We start from the raw sequence: 19,326 nt of genomic DNA, 5'->3' as shown, positions 1-19,326 counted from the left end.
TTGGTCATGCTGGTTTACTGGCTGGATATTGTAGGCACCATTGTTTTCGCCATCTCGGGCGTATTGCTGGCGGGAAAGTTACGCATGGATCCGTTTGGCGTGCTGGTGCTGGGCGTGGTCACCGCCGTGGGCGGCGGGACTATCCGTGATATGGCGTTAGCGAACGGCCCGGTATTCTGGGTTAAAGATCCGACCGACCTGGTGGTCGCTATGGTGACCTGCATGTTGACCATCGTGCTGGTGCGTCAACCGCGTCGTTTACCCAAATGGGTGCTGCCGGTTCTGGATGCCGTAGGCCTGGCGGTTTTCGTCGGTATTGGCGTCAATAAAGCGTTTATCGCCCATTCAGGGCCACTGGTGGCAATCTGTATGGGTGTGGTGACCGGCGTCGGCGGTGGGATTATCCGTGACGTGCTGGCGCGTGAAATACCGATGATCCTACGTACGGAAATCTACGCCACCGCCTGTATTGTGGGCGGTATCGTTCACGCCACGGCCTATTACACCTTCAACATTCCGCTGGAAAACGCCAGTATGATGGGGATGGTGGTGACGCTGGCTATTCGCCTGGCGGCGATCCGCTGGCACCTGAAGCTGCCCACCTTTGCGCTGGATGATAACGGACGCTAACCGTTATTTTGTTGCTTCGCAGCCTGGTGCCGGATGTCGGCGTTGCCTTATCCGGCCTGTTGAAATCCTGTGCCGGGGCACGCTCGGCGCGAATCCCGGCGGCGCTTCGCTTGGCCGGGCTACATTTTCCCCGTAAACAAAATTGCCCGCCAAATGGCGGGCAATTGAAATTCACAGCGTAAGAGCACTCAGTGCATCAGATGCTGAACGACGATCCACAGCCGCAGGTGCTGGTCGCATTCGGGTTGGTCACGATAAAGCGTGAACCTTCCAGACCTTCGGTGTAATCCACGGATCCACCCACCAGGTATTGCAGGCTCATCGGGTCAACCACCAGGCCTACGCCCTCTTTTTCGATGGTCATGTCGCCGTCGTTGACCTGATCATCGAAAGTAAAACCATACTGGAAGCCGCTGCAACCGCCGCCCGTGATGTACACGCGCAGTTTGAGGTTTGGATTTTCTTCATCCGCGATCAGGAATTTCACTTTTTTGGCTGCGGCGTCGGTAAACTCCAGCGGCAGCACTACGTCTTCACTCATTTTTTGCTCCCATTAATACTGCAGGTTCAGGTTAATATTCACCCGACTCTTTGTGTCATTATCTAATACCCGAGTAAATCGTTCAAGTATTCTCCGGGGCCGACTGCCGGGCTTTCGCCTCTTGCTCGGCTTCTTGCTTCGCCAGGGTTCGCGCCAGGATCGTGGCGTAGAGCGGCTGTCCGCCGAGGAACTGCGCTAATAGCGTGGCACCGAGCCCGGTAATAATCATTGGCAAAATGAGCTGATAATTATCCGTCATCTCCAGTACCAGCACGATCCCTGTGAGCGGCGCACGCACCGAGGCCGCCAGTAGCGCCCCCATTCCGGCAATCGCAAAGGTGCCCGCGTCCAGATGGTAAGCCGGGAACAGATTCATTGCCGCTAAGCCAAACGCCGTCCCCAGCAGCGTACCCAATGCCAGCATGGGCGCAAAGATCCCGCCGGGCGCGCCGGAAGAGAAACACAGCAAGGTGGTTAATACGCGGGCGACAAATAAGAACAGCAGCGCACCGACGGTATAGTTACCCGCTGCGGCAATCGGGATCAGGTTAAACCCGCCCCCTGAGGCTGCTGGCTGGAACAATCCAAGCACGCCACAGCCGCCGCCAATCAGACCGCCGATCAGCACCCATTTTTTAATATTGCCGCCGTGAATGCGGAAGAACATATCCTGAGTTTTCAGCACCAGCGTGTTAAACAGCGGGCCGACGCAGCCAAAGATAATGCCCAGCACCAGGTACAGCCACAGCGTGTTAACCGGCGCATTGGTCAGCTTGCCGACCTCAATGACCGGCGTTTCACCGTTGAAAATACGGAACACGACGCTCGACATAATGACGCCAACGAACACCGCTTTTATCGAAATCAGGCTGTAGCGAAACTGTGGGCGCATCTCTTCGATGATAAACAAGATGCCTGCCAGCGGCGCGTTAAAGGCCGCCGACAGCCCCGCCGCCGCACCGGTCGCCAGCAGCGTATGACGTGACTCTTCGCCGCGCTGGCGGAAAATGTCCCCCACCATACGCCCGATATTGCCACCGATTTGCACCGTTGGCCCTTCGCGCCCCAGCACCATACCGGCCCCCAGCGTGCCCATACCACCGACGAATTTCACCGGCAACACGCGCCACCAGCGCACGGGACGCAGTTCTTCCAGCGCCCCTTCAATTTCGGGAATCCCCGAACCTCCGGCCTCCGGCGCAAAGCGGCGTACCAGCCAGTAGCCGAGCATCGCTAATAGAGCCGATAAAATAAAGGCCAGCGGCCAGACGATGAACCAACGATCCGCAACCTGCGCCAGCGTCGCGATGCGCATGTTTTGCACCCAGTTCACCGCATGTTCAAATGCAACGCCCACTAACCCAACCAGGGTACCGACAACTGCGGCCGACAGGAGCACCATCAGCGGCGTTTTATCGCGGTTCAGCAGTTTACGCACCACATCGCGGCGACGCAGACCAACAATCCGTTGTGCCTCTAAAGGGGTTATCTCAGCTTTCATACCGTCATCACTAATTGGTAATACAAATGGGAAGGGAAGGCATTTTACCCAGACATGTGCGTTACGTCGCGAAAAAATTGCGCCACGAATGCTTTGTTACGCTGGGGTAAAATTTTAGTTCATCACCGGTTAGCGTGGGCCCAAATAAGAATGCTGAAGTCTTTAAAATCGAAAATGCCTCCCGCAAGGAGTAATGCCTGTCGGTTAAGGGGCGGTATGTTTGGATTTATCCCCCTATTGCGCTCCCTTTAAGCTAAAAGCTAAAACCTATCGCTCTGAAACCGATGAGTCCCCGCTGAAATCGGCGAGTCGGAGAATGGAAGACAAGGTCAGGACGCCATGGATGGCGGACTGAGGCGAAGCGAGACAGGACGTCGAGTTTCGCCGTGCCGAAGGCTGGAGTTCGGAGGCGAGCGTAGTGCGAAGCACCGATTTCCTTGCGGGGCCGCGGGGATTGCCAAGGGGGACGCGGTTGTCCCCCTTGGCCCGTTCACGGGTGATGCCAGTTCATATTCTGCCTGACCTAACGTGAACGGAACCCCACGCTTAACTGACAAACGCGCCCCACAAGGAAGGCACTTGCCATTCAAACCAATACCTTACTCTTCAACAACAACCTTCTTTTTGCCGACAAAGTTATAAATAACCAGTAGAGCAAAAATACCGGTAATCGTCATGGTAATCGTGCCTGGCGTCATAAAGCGCGCCATGTTGCCAAGGATAATCCCGACGACACCGAAATCGGTATCAGAGAACGTGGTATTGGTTAAGCCAAGTGCGCCAAGCACCGGAATAAGCGCCACGGGTAAGAACGTAATGAGAATACCGTGAGCAAATGCCCCGATAATGGCACCGCGTTTCCCGCCGGTCGCATTACCAAATACCCCCGCAGTCGCCCCGCAGAAGAAGTGAGGAACAACGCCTGGAAGAATAAGCACCCACTTCAACTGACCCAGAATAAACAGCCCAACCAGCCCGCCGACGAAGCTCGAAATAAAGCCGACCAACACCGCATTAGGGGCATACGGGAAAACAATCGGGCAATCCAGTGCAGGACGTGCATTCGGCACCAGTCGCTCAGAGAAACCGGTAAACGCTGGCACGATCTCAGCCAGAATTAAACGCACCCCTTGCAGGATAATAAACACGCCAGCCGCAAACGTAATCGCCTGAATAAACGAATACACCAGATAGTTCTGACCATTGCTGAAATGACTTTCGACGTACTCTTTACCGGCTGAAATAGACAGCACCAGATAAATAATCATCATGGTCAGCGAGATTGAAATTGTGCTATCGCGTAAGAAGCTCAGATTCTTAGGCATATTCATCTCTTCGGTGGATTTAGACCCCTTACCGACAACAGAGCCAATCCATCCCGAAAGCACGTAGCCAATCGTACCGGTGTGCGCCAGGGCGACCTGATCGCTACCGATAATTTTCCGCATGTAAGGTTGCGCAATCGCCGGGAAAAAGCCCATCAGCATACCGAGCGCCAGCGAACCGGTATAAATAAGCTGTACGCCTTCAAAACCGGCAACAGAAAGAATAATTGCCACCATACAGGCCATGTAGAAGGTCACATGCCCGGAAAGGTAGATATATTTTAAGCGGGTAAAGCGAGCGACAACGATGTTGGCGACCATCCCAAACGCCATAATCAGCGTGGTTGGCGCACCATATTTCTCCAGCGCAATGGAGACCATTGCTTCGTTGTTGGGAATAATACCCTGTACATCAAAGGCTTGTTTAAAAATATCACCGAGTGGCGTTAGCGAGCCTACCAGGACCATCGCCCCGCCGGATAACACCAAAAAACCCAGTATCGTTTTAACGGTACCTTTAATCACATCAGGGAAGGATTTTTTTTGGGCAACCAAACCAAACAACGCGACCAACCCAACAAGGATGGATGGCACCTTCAGAATATCGACAATAAGTTGTACTACGTTTTGAACAAACATATTAACCTCTGTAGCAGGGTATTTTTCTTGCCCGACTTAATTATTGCTTTTCAAAGTAGTCTTTTATTTTTTGTTCAACTTCGTTTAAGTCAATAATATTATTGATAATAATGACTTTTTCCGCAGGAAGGTTGGCGCTGAACGCAATATCTTTTGCCATCACAAAAACGTCCGCCAGATCCGGGGTAACAGAACCCAAATCAGAATGGTCAACGTCAGCCGTCACGTTAATTTTCTTGAGCACTTTCTTGATGTTCATTTCCATCATAAAGCTGCTGCCCAGACCGGAGCCACATACCGCCATGATTTTCATAGTAGACCTCGTTTATTTTCGCTTAAGGTATATTTAACAAGTCGCTGGCGCTTCACCGAGTAAAATCGCCTGCAACTGCGCTGAACTTTTGCTATCAAAAATTTGCTGCATGACCTCGTCATCCGAAAGCACTTCGGCAAGCTGCGAAATCATTTCAATATGGCTATTGCTATCAGGTGCCGAGAACATAAAAATCGCATCAACCGGATCGTTTTCTTCAGACTGGAATTCCACGGCCTGGCCCAATTTAACAATCGATAATCCGAGCGCCATCGCTCCGTGCTCCGGCCGCGTGTGCGGCATGGCAATACGCGGTGCAATCACAAAGTAGGGGCCGATCTCTTCTTTCTGTTTGATAATTGAATCGATATAGGCCGGGGAAATCGCCCCTTCCTCCAGCAGTGGACGACCTGCAATCTGAATCGCTTCTTTCCAGTCCGCGACGGACTCAACATACTGAACTTTGTCTTTATTCAGCCAGTTAGATAATGTTGGCATGGATATTACCTATCATTCGTCAAAGTAAAAAAGAGTGGCTAAAGCATGCTACGAGCCGTTTCAGTCACATTTGCGGTCGTGAAACCAAAGTACTTAAAGAGCACGCTGGCCGGTGCAGACTCACCAAATGAGCTCATGCCTATCACTTTTCCATCAAGGCCCACGTAGCGCTCCCAGAATCCTTCAATACTGGCTTCAACGGCCAGACGACGACGGATATGCTTGGGCAGAACCGTTTCTTTATACTGCTCATCTTGTTTATCAAAACGCTCGGTGCAGGGCATTGAGACCACACGGATGCGGCGACCTTCCTGCTGCAAGGTGCGAGCGGCAGCAACCGCCAGTTCAATTTCGGATCCCGCAGAGATCAATATCAACTCCGGCTCACCGTCGCAGTCAACCAGCACATATCCGCCACGTGAAATGGCCTTTAATTGCTCTTCGCAACGGGACTGTTGTGCAAGCGGCTGGCGGGTCAGCACCAGCGCCGACGGCCCATCTTTTCGCTCAATCGCCTGCTGCCACGAAACGGCAACCTCAACCTGATCGCAACCGCGCCAGGTTTCCATATTCGGCGTTAAACGCAGTGAGGCAAGTTGTTCTACCGGCTGGTGCGTTGGGCCATCTTCACCAAGGCCAATCGTGTCATGGGTATAGACAAACACCGAGCGGATCTTCATCAACGCCGCCATGCGCAGCGCGTTGCGGGCATATTCCATAAACATCAGGAAGGTACCGCCGTAGGGGATAAAGCCGCCGTGCAGCGCCAGACCATTCATGATGGCCGACATGCCAAATTCACGAACGCCATACGAGATATAGTTTCCGGCAGGATTGTCAGCGGTAAAGTCGACGGACTTCTGATGTCGGGTAAGGTTTGATGGCGAAAGATCCGCCGAACCGCCCATCAGTTCCGGCAGCATGTCCGCAAGGAAATTCAAGCAGTTCTGGCTGACCTGACGCGTTGCCAGCGCTGCGGGATTGGCCTGAAGCGCATGAACATACTGCTGGATGTTCTCAGCCCATTCGCCGGGCAACTCGCCGTTCATGCGGCGGGTAAATTCGGCGGCCAGTTCAGGCCAGCGTTGGGCATAGGCAGCAAACAGTTCATCCCACGCTTGCTGATCCTGCGCCCCTTTTTGCTTTGCATCCCAGGCGGCATAAATCTCCGCAGGAATTTCAAAAGCCGGATGCGGCCACTGCAATTGCTCGCGTACCCGCGCAACTTCATCGGCGCCCAGCGCCGAACCGTGGCACTCATGGCTGTCGGCTTTATTCGGTGAACCGAAACCGATAATCGTTTTGCAACATAACAGGCTTGGCTTGTCGGTGACTTTTTTGGCTTCGCGAACGGCGGCGTCAATGGCTTCTGAATCGTGGCCGTCAACGCCTTCAATCACATGCCAGCCGTAGGCGCGAAAACGTGCCGCCGTATCGTCGGCAAACCACCCTTCTACATGACCGTCAATAGAGATGCCGTTGTCATCCCAGACGGCAATCAGGTTACCCAGCCCCAGCGTGCCCGCCAGGCTACAGGCCTCATGAGAAATGCCTTCCATCAAGCAGCCATCGCCCAGGAACAGCCAGGTGTGGTGATCGACAATATCAAACCCAGGTTTATTGAATTCAGCGGCCAGCGCTTTTTCGGCAATCGCCATGCCGACCGCATTGGCAACCCCCTGCCCCAGCGGGCCGGTGGTGGTTTCAACGCCCGGCGTATAGCCATATTCAGGATGGCCCGGCGTACGAGAATGGAGCTGACGGAAATCACGAATGTCGTTCATGCTCAGGTCATAGCCGGTAAGGTGCAACAGAGCGTAAATCAGCATAGAGCCATGACCGTTGGACTGAACATAGCGATCGCGGTTAAACCACTGCGGATTTTTCGGGTTATGGCGAAGGTGGCGACGCCAAACCACTTCGGCAATATCGGCCATTCCCATTGGTGCGCCCGGGTGGCCGGAGTTGGCTTTCTGAACCGCATCGATACTCAGGATCCTGATGGCATTCGCTAACTTTCTGTTGCTCATACATCTCTCTCTTTGCCTGGATTTTACGTTCAAAAATCACGTTTTATGGGATTACCCTAAAACGACATGAACAGACACCTCATCAGAAACCGTTGTTTTTATGATGGTAAGTGATGGCTTATGAAAGCGCCGGAACAATGGGAAAAATAAACATTAAAATACAATTAATTGCTTATATTCTTTCCATTTTTACTGCATTCTTACGCTCGACAAAATAAGTCTATACATGTTTTACTTGTCTAGTCATCTTGATGATGCACACAGACGTGTCCAGATACAATATGCAAAAACGGTTTTTACCGCGATGCGCTGTTTGTTGATCCAAATTCGTTAAGTTGCTCACAATCTGACGTGAACGGTCTGGTCGATAGAAAACAAAGTCAGGCATACATGTAGGCAGGACTCAGCTCACCTTGGTTAGGAACAAAGTCGATGGTTGATGGCATCACAGAGAAGCAAAAAGAGGTAGTCGATTACATTCTCAGGAAAATAAAGACCGACAACCTTTTACCCGGGGATAAACTGGATACCGAGATTGCGATTGCCAAAAATATCGGCATCACGCGCGCTACGGTGCGGGAAGCCACGCGTCTGCTTATCGAGCAACAGCGAATTTATCGGGTTAAGGGTTCCGGTTTATTCGTCGGTTCTATCGGTAAAAGTAATCAGTCAGGACGCTTCCACGCCCTTTCGCCTTTTGATTTCCAGGCCCAAAAAAGCGGCCACAAAGGCGTCAGAAAAGTGATTAAATTCAGCATAATGAAAGTGCCAACGCCGGAAATGGCGCAGGCATTACGCATTAAAAATAGCGATCAGATTTATAAAATTTTACGTCTGATGTGTTTTGACGATATTCCGGTCGCACTTGAGCATATCCATCTGCCGGTCAATATGTTTACCAGCATGGAATTAAGTCAGCTGGAGATATCAAAATACAGCTATATCGAAAGCATCACCGGCAAAAAAGTCCAGCGCCGCGATCAGAACTTAACGGCCCTTAATCTTCAGGACGAGGACATTATCAATCTGCTGAATCTTAAAGAGCATGATGCCGTGATGGAACTCGATGAAACGGTTTATCTGGATGATGGAACGCCTTGCGAGGTCAATATCGCCATCATTAATACGCGTATTTTCCCACTACGACAAAATTCGAGCCGCTCGTAAAACGGCGCTCAAACCGTCAACTCTCACAGTGCTCCCTCTGGCCGTAAAACCGTAAAGCGGATAAACCCTGCCTGCTTTCATGCAAAACGGCCAAAAATTTCATAACCTTCGCGGAATAATTTAGAATAACGGGCAACACCTTCTTCACAAACCAGGATCCTGGCAATGAGCAAATCTGAAAATCTGTATAGCGCTGCGCGTGAACTTATCCCGGGCGGGGTGAACTCGCCGGTTCGGGCCTTTACCGGCGTGGGCGGTACACCGCTGTTTATCGAGCGTGCGGACGGTGCCTATCTGTACGACGTAGATGGCAAAGCCTATATCGATTATGTCGGTTCCTGGGGGCCGATGGTGCTGGGCCACAATCATCCGGCTATCCGCAACGCGGTGATTGAAGCGGCAGAACGCGGCCTGAGCTTTGGCGCACCTACCGAAATGGAAGTGACCATGGCGAAGCTGGTCACTGATTTGGTGCCAACCATGGACATGGTGCGCATGGTGAACTCAGGTACGGAAGCGACTATGAGCGCCATTCGCCTGGCGCGCGGCTTCACCGGTCGTGACAAAATCATCAAATTCGAAGGCTGCTACCACGGCCACGCCGACTGCCTGCTAGTGAAAGCGGGTTCCGGCGCGTTGACGCTGGGCCAGCCAAACTCGCCGGGCGTGCCGGCAGATTTCGCCAAGCACACCCTCACCTGCACCTACAACGATCTGGCCTCCGTTCGCGCCGCATTTGAGCAGTTCCCGCAGGAAGTCGCCTGTATCATCGTTGAGCCGGTCGCGGGCAACATGAACTGCATTCCACCGCAGCCTGATTTCCTGCCGGGCCTGCGCGCGCTGTGCGACGAGTTTGGCGCGCTGTTAATTATTGACGAAGTGATGACCGGTTTCCGCGTCGCGCTCGCGGGCGCGCAGGATTACTACGGTGTCGTTCCTGACCTGACCTGTCTTGGCAAAATCATCGGCGGCGGGATGCCGGTGGGCGCATTTGGCGGTCGTCGTGATGTGATGGACGCGCTGGCACCAACCGGCCCGGTCTATCAAGCGGGGACGTTGTCCGGTAACCCTATCGCCATGGCGGCGGGCTTTGCCTGCCTGACCGAGGTCGCGCAGCCGGGCGTACACGAAACCCTGACCGAACTGACCAACCAGCTGGCGCAGGGCCTGCTGGATGCGGCACGCGAAACGGGGATCCCACTGGTGGTAAATAACGTCGGCGGCATGTTCGGGATTTTCTTCACCGACGCCAAAGAAGTGACCTGCTATCAGGACGTGCTGAAGTGCGACGTTGAGCGCTTTAAGCACTTCTTCCATCTGATGCTGGAAGAAGGCGTGTATCTGGCGCCATCTGCGTTTGAAGCGGGCTTTATGTCTATTGCCCACAGTGAAGACGATATCAATAACACGATTGACGCGGCGCGTCGGGTGTTTGCGAAGCTGTAAGGTCGTGATTGCCGGGGGGCGGCTTCGCCTTACCCGGCCTACAAACGAAACCTGCATGTAGGCCGGATAAGCGTAAGCGCCATCCGGCTTTTTAACGACTCTGCTTTCTCAGCAAATAGATAAAGTACGGCGCACCAATAAAGGTCGACAGCAGCCCCGCCGGTATTTGATACGGGAACATCAGCATCCTTCCGCACCAGTCAGCAAACACCAACAGCAAGCCACCGATCAGGGCCGAAATCACAATGTGCGGCATCGTGCGTCGGAATCCCATCATGCGCGCAATATGCGGTGCCATCAGCCCCACAAAGCTTAGCGGGCCAATCGTCAGCGTAGCCGCCGCCGTCAGGCACGCTGCTAGCAGCAGCAGGCCAACGCGCGCAGGCGTCAGCGCCATCCCAATTGACCGCGCCGTTTCGCCGCCGAGCGGTAAAATCGTCAGCCAACGACGGCACAGCGGAACCAGCATCAGCAACACGATCATCGCGATTGCCGACTGCACGACCTGCTTACCGGTCGCGTTATAGGTTGAGCCGGAGATCCACGTCAGAATTTGCGCCATTCGCGGATCGCCGCTGGCCTGCAACATCATCAGCAACATGGTAAACGCCGTACTCAGCGCCATCCCCGCCAGCAGCATACGGTGTGGAGAGAAGCCACCGCGTCCGGCGGCAATAAGGATAACCAGCAGCGTGACCGCCGCCCCCAGGCTTCCCGCTGGCAGCAGCCAGCCGAATGCGTTTCCCGGCACCAAAAACAGCATCAATACCACGCCAAATGCCGCACCGGAGCTTATTCCCAGAACTTCGGGACTGGCCATCGGGTTGCCGGTCAGGCGCTGGATAATACAGCCCGCCACCGCCAGCATCACCCCGGCAATCAGCGCGGAAGCAATACGCGGCCAGCGCCACTGCATCAGCTGGTCGAGCAGCTCACCGCTGGCCCAGTGCCAGCTAGTCGCATCACGCCCCAGCGACAGCGCGACAAACACCGCCAGCAGTAAAATCACCGCCCCGCCCAGCGCAAACCACTGCACATGATGACGTTCGCTGGCCACGCTATCGCTCGCGTTCATCGACGGCGCGCTCATGCTACGCAGCCGTGGCAGCAGCCATAGCAGCAGCGGCGCGCCAATCAGCGCCGTTACCGAACCGGTGGAGACTTCCATCCACACGCGGGTCAGCCACAAAATTAACTGGTCAGAAAGCCAAAGAATCAGCGCACCAATCAGCGGGGCCAGCAGTAGACGCGAGAGCAGACGCCGAGCGCCGAGCATCTTCGCCAGCAGCGGCGCAAACAGGCCGATAAAACCGATAATCCCCACCGCGTTAACGAGGAAAGCACTGATCACAATCGCCAGCGTTAACGCTCCCAGACGCGCCAATGACAGCGCCAGCCCCAGGTTACGCGCCACGCCATCGTCCAGCCCCATTAAGGTCAGCGGACGCAGCAGCAGCAAGGTCAGCATCACGCCGCCCAGCAGCTGCGGCCACAGGCGCTGCACCACGCTCCAGTCGGTTTGCGTCAGCGTACCGGTGCTCCACAGGAACATGCTCTGTAATTGGTCATGATGGAACAGTACCATCAGCTGGTTAATGGCCCCACAGTAGAGGCTCACTACCAGCCCCGCCAAAATCAGCGTCACCGGCGAGAGGCGTTTGCCCCACGCCACGCCAAACACCAGCGCCCCAACGATGCAGGCGCCCGCGAGCGCGGCAAACTGCGACGTCAATACGCCCGGCACCGCCCACAGCGTGGTGACGGTCATGCCAAGCTGCGCGCCGGTCGCCACGCCGAGCGTCGTCGGCTCGGCCAGCGGGTTACGCAGCACTTGCTGGAACAGGACGCCAACCAGCCCCAATCCTGCGCCCACCAGCAGCGAAATCACCAGCCGCGGCAGCAAACTGTAGTGGAACAGCATCTGGTCGATGGCGTCGATATCCGGCAGGCGTGCAGCCTTAAACCACTGCGCGTAAGGCAGCGCAATATTGAAGTTAAACCAGGTGAGTCCCAGCGCCGCGATAAACAGCGTCAGCAATAAGATGGCGGCAAACGGTGAGAATTTTGCGTTCACGCTTTGCCTCCCAATGCGTTATCCAGAATGCGAGCAAAGTGCATCGCCGACAGCGTAGCCCCGTAGAACCATACCGCCGGAACCACCTGCATCCGGTTGGCACGAACGAACGGCATCGCCTGCCACAGCGGGGTGGCGGTGAGCTGACGCATTTCAGCGGCGTTACCGTGATCGAAACACAGAACGTCGACGTCTTTGTAGGCCGCCAGACGGTCGATTCCCACCGCCGTGCTGCCCCAGAAATTGGTTTCTTCCTGCCAGGCGTTTTTGACGCCTAAGCGGTCGAGCACTTCCTGGAACAGACAGTTGGGGCCAAAGACCAGCATATGGCGCGGATCGAGCAGCGACATCATTAATAACGGGCGATCGCCACGCTGCGTAAAGCGCGGCTTCAGGCGGTCGATAAACGCGTCGAACTCAGCCAGATGGCGCTGCGCCACCGCCTGCTTGTCGAGCATATCCGCCATTTCCAGCAACGAACGCTGTGCCTGCGCCAGCGGTTTTTTACCGTCGCTGAAGGCAAAACTGCGCCCAGGCGCGATTCTGGCGAGGATCTCCGGCGAAGGGCCATAACCCGCCGACCAGACCAGCATCGAGGGCTTCATCTGCGTCAACAGTTCGAGATTAGGTTCGGTGCGCAGACCCACGTCAATCACCGAGTCCGGCAGCGCAGGTTCGTTAACCCACATGCGGTAGTTGGGGATATCCGCCACGCCATAAGGGGTGACGCCCAGCGCCAGCATCAGTTCAACGGGCAGCCATTCCAGCGCCACGATTCGCTCGGCGCTAATCGGCGCGGCCTGCGCCTTTTGCATCTGCAATATGAGGGGTGAGAGCGCCATCGCCGTCAGCAAACGGCGGCGGCTAATCAGGTTTGAGGCAGTCATCAGTAGACAAAACTTACCGGTGCGGCACCGGCTGGGTGAGGCAGTATCCCCATCGGAATACCGTAAATTTTTTCCAGCGTCTCGCTGCGCATCAGTTCATCAGGCGTGCCCTGGGCAATCATTTCGCCCCCACGCAGCGCGACCAGATAGTCACAGTAGCGGGCCGCCATGTTGATGTCGTGCAGCACGGCAACCACCGTCAGTCCACGCTGTTCGCTCAAGCGATGTATCAGCGCCAGCACGTCCACCTGATGGGCAATATCCAGCGCGGAGGTCGGTTCGTCCAGCAGCAGACAGCGGCTATCCTGCGCCACCAGCATGGCAATCCACGCACGCTGGCGTTCGCCGCCGGAGAGGCTATCAACCAGACGCTGCGCCAGCGCTTTCAGCCCTACCAGCGCAATCGCTTCATCCACTTTTTCACGGTCAGCCACGCCAAATCGCCCTAACGCGCCGTGCCACGGGTAGCGACCAATCGCCACCAGTTCACGCACCGTCATCCCTTCTGCGGGCGGCAGTTGCTGCGGCAGATAGGCAACCTTGCGGGCAAACGCTTTGCTGTTCCAGCTCGCCAGCGGCTGAGCGTCCAGCAGGATCTCTCCTTCAGACGGCGGCTGATGGCGGCCTAGCATTTTCAGTAAGGTGGATTTGCCCGAGCCGTTGTGGCCGATAAGTCCGGTCACTTTGCCCGCAGGGAAGGTTAAGGAGAGTGGATGTAACAGGGTGCGACCAGGCACGCGGAAAGCCACCTCGTCCAAAGAGAAGGTGGTGTCGGAATGAGTTGTGTTGTCCTGCATAACCGTCAACATGTTAAAGGGCGCGGAAATTCCGCGCCCTGGAGGTGGTTAGAAACGGAACGTTGCGGTGGCAACAACCTGACGCTCAGCGCCCCAGTAGCATGCATATTCGCTATAGCAGCTGGAGACGTATTCACGGTCGAACAGGTTATTGACGTTAACGGCAACGGAGGAGCCCGGCAGGCCGAAACGCGCCAGATCGTATTTCACCATGGCGTCAGCAACGGTGTAGCCACCAACGTTGAACGAATCGTTTTTCTTCGCAGCGTCATTTTTGTAGTAGCTCACCGTCGAACCGGTATAGCGCACACCAGCACCGAAGGTCAGGCCGCTAAGCGCCGTGTCATAGAAGGTGTAATCAGTCCACAGAGACGCTTGATTACGTGGCACCTCAGCCGGGCGTTTGCCTTTAAAGATGGTGTCTTCGGTATATTCAGCATCGTTATAGCTATAGGCTGCAGTCACGTTGATATTTTCGTTAACCGCCGCTTTCGCTTCCAGCTCAAGACCGCGGGAACGAATCTCGCCCGCCTGCACGCTATACAGCCCCGTTGAGTCGTTCGGGTCAGATGTCAGGTTTTTGTCTTTAGTCAGCTGGTAAATCGCCGCGGTCAGGACTACCGGCATATCTTTCGGTACGTACTTCACGCCAGCTTCGTACTGCTTGCCGCGAGACGGATCGAACGGTTTGCCCTCTTTCGTTGAGCCAGAGGTCGGTTCAAAAGATTCGCTATAGCTGAAGTATGGGGAGATCCCATTATCAAACAGGTAGTTCAGGCCACCGCGCCAGGTGAATTGCTGGTCGTGGTTCTGCGCCAGAGAGTTGCTGGAGCGGGTCAGCGTTGAGGCCATCGCGTAGTCATAGCGACCACCCAGCGTCAGCACCCATTTGTCCCATTCCATTTGATCTTGCGCGTACAGGCCCGTTTGTTCCATACGGTTTAGTACCGCATATGGGAAATTAACGGAGACATTCGGATTACCGTACTGCGGGTTGTTCATATCCAGCGGGCTGGCTGAACCATACTGAGCGTCGATATCGTTACGCATGCGTGAATAATCCACGCCGGTTAGCAGCGTATGCGCGACGTCGCCGGTCGCGAAGTTAGACTGCAGTTGGTTATCAACGGTGAAAGTATTGAGGTCTTCATCAGAGCGAACGTACTGACGATTAATTTTACCTGGCGCGATGTAGCCATAACCGTAAACGGAACGGTACAGGGTTTTCACCTGATCGTAACGCAGGTTCTGGCGCACGGTGAAGGTGTCGTTAAATTCGTGCGAGAAGCTGTAGCCCACCATCTGCTGGCGGCGCTGCATCTTGTTATCACGCTCACCTTCGTTGAAATCGGTCGGCAGCTTGTGCGCATTACCGTTAGCATCGTAATAAGGCACAACCGTACCTTCGCGCGGCAACCAACCGTAGTAACCCGCATTCGGGTCGCTCTGGAAGTTGCTCAGGAAGGTGAAGTCGGTTTTATCATCCGGGCGCCAGCTAAAGGATGGGGCAATGGCATAGCGATTCGATTTCGCCATATCCTGCTGCGTATCCTGGCTTCGGCCTAAACCGGTCAGACGATAGGACCATACACCATCGTCATCAATTGCATCACTGAAGTCAAAACCGGTCTGCCAGAGGTTATCTGTGCCCATTTTGAACTGAATTTCACGCAGCGGTTCGGTGGTCGGGCGCTTGCTGACCATGCTGACGATACCGCCCGGGTTGCTGTTGCCGTACAGCACGGACGTTGGCCCACGCATCACTTCAACGCGTTCCAGGAAATACGGGTCCATCGAAATTTCAGAGTAGTTATTACCCTGAAGCTTCATGCCATCCAGATACTGGTTGGTGTTAACGGTGGTCGGTGCAGTAAAACCACGAATAGAAACAACGTCGTACGTTGATGAGCTGCCGCGAGTCGAGAATACGCTTGGCGTATAAGCCATGGCATCTTTGACGGTTGTCGGCTGACGAATGTCCATTTCCTGACGGGTGATCACCGAGACAGACTGCGGGGTCTTCTCAATCGGGGTATCCGTTTTGGTGGCCGTTGCCGTGTGCTTAGCAGCAATCGTGGCGGCTGGCCCCCAAGCGTTTTCCTGAGAAACAGGTGCGGCAGTAACGGTGATGGTTTCTTCTTTCGGTTTATCTGCAGCCTGTGCGTAAACAGACATGCCGCTAACCGCTGTGGCGACTACGACTGCGAGTTTACGCAGCGAGTGGGTTGGCTGAGCAGTTTTAAGACGCGCCATTGGTATATCTCTGATGAAGTGAATGATAACGTAAACGAGAATTATTATTATAACCGGAAGCATAATAGGACAGCGGGTAGACGCATAGCAAGCGTTATAAGTCCCTACCAGAATTAAGGGGTTAAGAAATAAACAGATGAAAAAATGGCGTTAAGAAAAGGATAAAAAAAAGCCTCTGCGGTTAACAGAGGCTCGGTGTTGATGGGTGGCCTGCGGCCCCGGGGTCGGCGTGAACGCCTCGCCCGGGCTACGGTATAGCACCGGGGTCTGCGGAACGCTTCACCCGAGCTACCGATTGGTGTAGGCCGGATAAGGCGTAGCCGCCATCCAGCAACCGGCGCAGGTGTTGGCACTATCGACTAGTTACCGCCGAACATATCCTTAATCCAGCCTGCGACGCCATCGCTGTCTTTCTTCTCTTGCGCTGGCGGCTGCTGTTGCTGCTGTTGCGGTTGAGAAGAAGACGAATCAAACGGATTTGCTGACTGCTGCTGTTCAATCGCCTGCTGGCTCTGCTGGCAGAGCGCATCCGGGTCGGCTGTCCAAACCGGCAGCATCCGCATGCCTCCGCCGCCGCAAATGAAGTAGCCATTGTCATCAACGCCCATATTAACCACATCTTCTGGCGCGGTGAGATTCAGCGCGATAGGCGATTGGTTAGTCAGATAGCGTTGATAAATCGACATAGCACCGCTGGCACCGTACAGCTTGGTTGGCTGGTTGTTATCGCGACCCACCCAGGTAATCACCACTTCACGGCCATCAATCCCGGCAAACCAGGTATCGACGTTGTTGTTAGTGGTCCCGGTTTTCCCCGCTAGATGCAGGTTCGGGTATTTAGCCCCCAACTGACGACCCGTACCACGCTGCACAACCTGCTGCATCGTCCACAGCGTCATGTACGCTGCCTGCGCCGGTACGGCACGTTCTGCCTGCGGGAAGCTCTGATACAGCACGGTGCCATCTTCCGCAATCACCGAACGCAGCGCCGAAAGCGGCGCACGGTTACCGCCGCTGGCGATAGTCTGGAACGCCTGGGCCACTTCAATCGGCGTCAGGTTCAGCGCCCCCAGTAGCATCGCTGGAACCGGATGCAGCTGGTCTTTCGGCACGCCCAGCTTCAGCCAGGTATCGGTGACCGCAGGCAGACCCAGCGCCATCCCCAGGTTAACCGTCGGCACGTTCATGGAGCGGGTTAACGCATCCACCAGCATCACTCTACCGCTCTCGCTGTAGCGACGATCGTCGTTTTGCGGTGACCACACCTGACCATTTGGCTGGCGCAGGGCAATCGGTGCATCGGCAATCCAGGTATTCAGGCGATACTGATTCGGCTGGCTAAGTGCCGTCAGATAGGTCGCAGGTTTTGCCAGAGAACCAATCGAACGACGCGCCTGCATCGCACGGTTGTAACCGGCAAACTGCGGCTCTGCGCCACCGACCATCGCGCGCACTTCACCGCTGAAGCGGTCAACCACCACCATCGCGGTTTCCAGATCGCTCAGTTTGCGCTGTTTCTTCAGTGCCGGGATACCGTCGGTCGCGGCTTTTTCTGCCGCATCCTGCGCCACCGAGTCAAAGGTGGTGAAGATTTTCACGCCGGACAGATCTTTGACCTTATCGCCCAGTTTTGCCTGCAGCTCCTGACGTACCATCTGCATAAACGCAGGCTGCGGTGAAATCACCCCGCCGCGCGGCTGCACGCCCAGCGGACGCGCGCTCAGCATGTCGTAGAGTTCCTGGTCAATCACTTTCTGCTGTTGCAGCAAGCGCAACACCAGGTTACGACGTTCGAGCGACAGTTTCGGGTTACGCCACGGGTTGTAGATCGACGCCCCTTTCACCATCCCCACCAGCAGCGCCTGCTGATCAAGGCTCAGCTCTTCTACCGGGCGGCCAAAGTAGTAAAGGCTCGCCAGCGGGAAGCCGCGAATTTCGTTGTCGCCGCTTTGACCGAGGTATACCTCGTTCATATACAGCTCAAGGATACGGTCTTTGCTGTAGCGCGCATCCATAATCAGCGCCATGTAGGCTTCGTTGGCCTTACGCCAGTATGAACGCTCGCTGGAAAGGAACAGGTTCTTCACCAACTGCTGCGTCAGCGTACTCGCCCCTTGCACCGTGCGTCCGGCGGTCAGGTTGGCCAGCATCGCACGGCCAATCGAGTAGAAGCTGATGCCGTCATGCTCGTAGAAATGACGGTCTTCGGTGGCGATAAGCGTATCCACCAGCAGATCCGGGAAACCGCTGCGCGGCACGAACAGACGCTGCTCGCCGTTTGGCGAGGACATCATGGTGATAAGCCGCGGATCGAGTCGGAAGAAACCAAACTGGCGGTTGCTGTCCATATTCTCGATGGTGTCCAGACGATCTCCGTCGAAGGTCAGACGCGCACGCACCTGCCCTTCTTTACTGTCCGGGAAATCGAACGGGCGACGGATCATCTCGATGCTGTTGGCCTGCACGGTAAATTCACCAGGACGCGTCATCGCCGTCACCTGGCGGTACTGTGTTGCCGTCAGCAGCTGCACCATCTCTTTTTTACTGATGGACATATCCGGCTCAAGGTTGACCATGCGGCCATAGACCGCCGCCGGAAGCTGCCAGACTTTACCATCAATACGGCTACGGATTTTTTGGTCAAGATAGACGCCATAAATCGCGACCAGTACCGCAAATACGATACCCAATTTGACCAGGAACCAGAACCAGCGATGTTTACCGCGTGGCTTGCCTCCCTTGCCGCCACCTTTACGCGAGCGTGGTTTTTCTTCTTCGTAACCATCATCGTCATAATCGTCATCATATTGCTGACGACGGCTTACCTTTTGTTTTGCCGGACGTGCAGGTTTTCCTTTACGTCCAATTGGCTCGCGGTCATTCCCCGCCATGCTCTCTCTCCGCAACATTCAGGCATAAAGGCCTGATTCTCAATTCTTCTGTCGTTTGAAAGAAGAAGATATCTCTCAAATTTATGCTGTATTCCCCGGCATCGCATGCACCCGGCAAAGATACTGCAACATGTAGGCCTGATAAGCGCAGCGCCATCAGGCGGTGCAGGTTGCCGGATGGCGGCTTTGCCTTATCCGGCCTACACCCGCTGTATTCCCCGGCGTCGCATTCATCCGGCACAGGTACTGCAACATGTAGGCCTGATAAGCATAGCGCCATCAGGCGGTGCTGGTTGCCGGATGGCGGCTTTGCCTTATCCGGCCTACTCCCGCT

The 19,326-nt window shown here is 55.2% G+C and carries 14 protein-coding genes; 3 read left to right on the top strand and 11 right to left on the bottom strand.

Annotation, left to right across the window (positions count from 1 at the left end):
- The first annotated feature begins 6 nt into the window (after window positions 1–6).
- Entirely contained in the window at window positions 7–630 is a 624-nt protein-coding gene (locus tag ACIPDS_RS19565; RefSeq protein WP_166516266.1) for a TRIC cation channel family protein, read from the top strand.
- Between the two features lie 196 nt (window positions 631–826).
- Here ACIPDS_RS19565 and erpA read toward each other — a convergent pair whose 3' ends face one another.
- The 6 genes from erpA to tkt all read right to left on the bottom strand — a co-directional run bounded on the left by erpA (window position 827) and on the right by tkt (window position 7,477).
- Window positions 827–1,171, bottom strand: coding sequence for an iron-sulfur cluster insertion protein ErpA (erpA, locus tag ACIPDS_RS19560; RefSeq protein WP_166516267.1), 345 nt, complete (start codon window positions 1,169–1,171; stop codon window positions 827–829).
- Window positions 1,172–1,253: 82 nt separating this feature from the next.
- Window positions 1,254–2,672 carry a H(+)/Cl(-) exchange transporter ClcA gene (gene clcA, locus ACIPDS_RS19555; RefSeq protein WP_400739418.1) on the bottom strand — a complete coding sequence of 473 codons (1,419 nt, stop codon included), beginning with the start codon at window positions 2,670–2,672 and terminating at the stop codon, window positions 1,254–1,256.
- 599 nt (window positions 2,673–3,271) lie between these two features.
- Window positions 3,272–4,636 carry a PTS ascorbate transporter subunit IIC gene (locus ACIPDS_RS19550; RefSeq protein ID WP_400739415.1) on the bottom strand — a complete coding sequence of 455 codons (1,365 nt, stop codon included), beginning with the start codon at window positions 4,634–4,636 and terminating at the stop codon, window positions 3,272–3,274.
- Window positions 4,637–4,676: 40 nt separating this feature from the next.
- Window positions 4,677–4,949, bottom strand: coding sequence for a PTS sugar transporter subunit IIB (locus ACIPDS_RS19545; protein ID WP_400739412.1), 273 nt, complete (start codon window positions 4,947–4,949; stop codon window positions 4,677–4,679).
- A 33-nt stretch (window positions 4,950–4,982) separates the two neighbouring features.
- Complete coding sequence (locus ACIPDS_RS19540) at window positions 4,983–5,447, bottom strand: PTS sugar transporter subunit IIA (RefSeq protein ID WP_400739409.1); 465 nt, start codon at window positions 5,445–5,447, stop codon at window positions 4,983–4,985.
- Between the two features lie 38 nt (window positions 5,448–5,485).
- Window positions 5,486–7,477 (bottom strand): transketolase, encoded by a 1,992-nt coding sequence (gene tkt, locus ACIPDS_RS19535; RefSeq protein WP_400739406.1) that lies wholly within the window; start codon window positions 7,475–7,477, stop codon window positions 5,486–5,488.
- 432 nt (window positions 7,478–7,909) lie between these two features.
- Here tkt and ACIPDS_RS19530 point away from each other — a divergent pair, with 432 nt between their 5' ends.
- Together ACIPDS_RS19530 and hemL are read left to right on the top strand one after the other, a co-directional pair.
- Entirely contained in the window at window positions 7,910–8,644 is a 735-nt protein-coding gene (locus ACIPDS_RS19530; protein ID WP_166516273.1) for a GntR family transcriptional regulator, read from the top strand.
- A gap of 165 nt (window positions 8,645–8,809) precedes the next feature.
- Window positions 8,810–10,090 carry a glutamate-1-semialdehyde 2,1-aminomutase gene (hemL, locus tag ACIPDS_RS19525; protein WP_166516274.1) on the top strand — a complete coding sequence of 427 codons (1,281 nt, stop codon included), beginning with the start codon at window positions 8,810–8,812 and terminating at the stop codon, window positions 10,088–10,090.
- A 91-nt stretch (window positions 10,091–10,181) separates the two neighbouring features.
- Here the strand turns inward: hemL and fhuB are convergent, their stop codons facing one another.
- The 5 genes from fhuB to mrcB form a co-directional block, all read right to left on the bottom strand.
- Complete coding sequence (gene fhuB, locus ACIPDS_RS19520) at window positions 10,182–12,164, bottom strand: Fe(3+)-hydroxamate ABC transporter permease FhuB (RefSeq protein WP_400739401.1); 1,983 nt, start codon at window positions 12,162–12,164, stop codon at window positions 10,182–10,184.
- Entirely contained in the window at window positions 12,161–13,051 is an 891-nt protein-coding gene (gene fhuD / locus ACIPDS_RS19515; RefSeq protein ID WP_400739398.1) for a Fe(3+)-hydroxamate ABC transporter substrate-binding protein FhuD, read from the bottom strand. The genes fhuB and fhuD overlap by 4 nt, the downstream gene beginning before the upstream one ends.
- Window positions 13,051–13,848, bottom strand: coding sequence for a Fe3+-hydroxamate ABC transporter ATP-binding protein FhuC (gene fhuC / locus ACIPDS_RS19510; protein WP_400739395.1), 798 nt, complete (start codon window positions 13,846–13,848; stop codon window positions 13,051–13,053). Before fhuC ends, fhuD begins: the two co-directional genes overlap by 1 nt.
- A gap of 48 nt (window positions 13,849–13,896) precedes the next feature.
- A complete protein-coding gene (fhuA, locus tag ACIPDS_RS19505) occupies window positions 13,897–16,101 on the bottom strand; it encodes a ferrichrome porin FhuA (RefSeq protein WP_400739392.1) in 2,205 nt (734 codons plus the stop codon).
- A 359-nt stretch (window positions 16,102–16,460) separates the two neighbouring features.
- The gene (mrcB, locus tag ACIPDS_RS19500) at window positions 16,461–18,992 is read right to left on the bottom strand and encodes a bifunctional glycosyl transferase/transpeptidase (RefSeq protein WP_400739389.1); all 2,532 of its coding nucleotides are present in this window, start codon (window positions 18,990–18,992) and stop codon (window positions 16,461–16,463) included.
- Window positions 18,993–19,326: the final 334 nt, after the last annotated feature.

Origin of the sequence: Kluyvera sp. NPDC087067, assembly GCF_044745165.1 — a bacterium.
Lineage (GTDB): Bacteria > Pseudomonadota > Gammaproteobacteria > Enterobacterales > Enterobacteriaceae > Kluyvera.
The sequence above is the reverse complement of the archived record's forward strand: the minus strand, read 5'-3'. Positions and strand labels throughout refer to the sequence as shown.

Coding starts and splice junctions, on each gene's coding strand:
- ACIPDS_RS19565 (WP_166516266.1), top strand. CDS start 7: ATGCTGGTTTACTGGCTGGATATTGTAGGCACCATTGTTTTCGCCATC.
- erpA (WP_166516267.1), bottom strand. CDS start 1,171: ATGAGTGAAGACGTAGTGCTGCCGCTGGAGTTTACCGACGCCGCAGCC.
- clcA (WP_400739418.1), bottom strand. CDS start 2,672: ATGAAAGCTGAGATAACCCCTTTAGAGGCACAACGGATTGTTGGTCTG.
- ACIPDS_RS19550 (WP_400739415.1), bottom strand. CDS start 4,636: ATGTTTGTTCAAAACGTAGTACAACTTATTGTCGATATTCTGAAGGTG.
- ACIPDS_RS19545 (WP_400739412.1), bottom strand. CDS start 4,949: ATGAAAATCATGGCGGTATGTGGCTCCGGTCTGGGCAGCAGCTTTATG.
- ACIPDS_RS19540 (WP_400739409.1), bottom strand. CDS start 5,447: ATGCCAACATTATCTAACTGGCTGAATAAAGACAAAGTTCAGTATGTT.
- tkt (WP_400739406.1), bottom strand. CDS start 7,477: ATGAGCAACAGAAAGTTAGCGAATGCCATCAGGATCCTGAGTATCGAT.
- ACIPDS_RS19530 (WP_166516273.1), top strand. CDS start 7,910: ATGGTTGATGGCATCACAGAGAAGCAAAAAGAGGTAGTCGATTACATT.
- hemL (WP_166516274.1), top strand. CDS start 8,810: ATGAGCAAATCTGAAAATCTGTATAGCGCTGCGCGTGAACTTATCCCG.
- fhuD (WP_400739398.1), bottom strand. CDS start 13,051: ATGACTGCCTCAAACCTGATTAGCCGCCGCCGTTTGCTGACGGCGATG.
- fhuC (WP_400739395.1), bottom strand. CDS start 13,848: ATGCAGGACAACACAACTCATTCCGACACCACCTTCTCTTTGGACGAG.
- fhuA (WP_400739392.1), bottom strand. CDS start 16,101: ATGGCGCGTCTTAAAACTGCTCAGCCAACCCACTCGCTGCGTAAACTC.
- mrcB (WP_400739389.1), bottom strand. CDS start 18,992: ATGGCGGGGAATGACCGCGAGCCAATTGGACGTAAAGGAAAACCTGCA.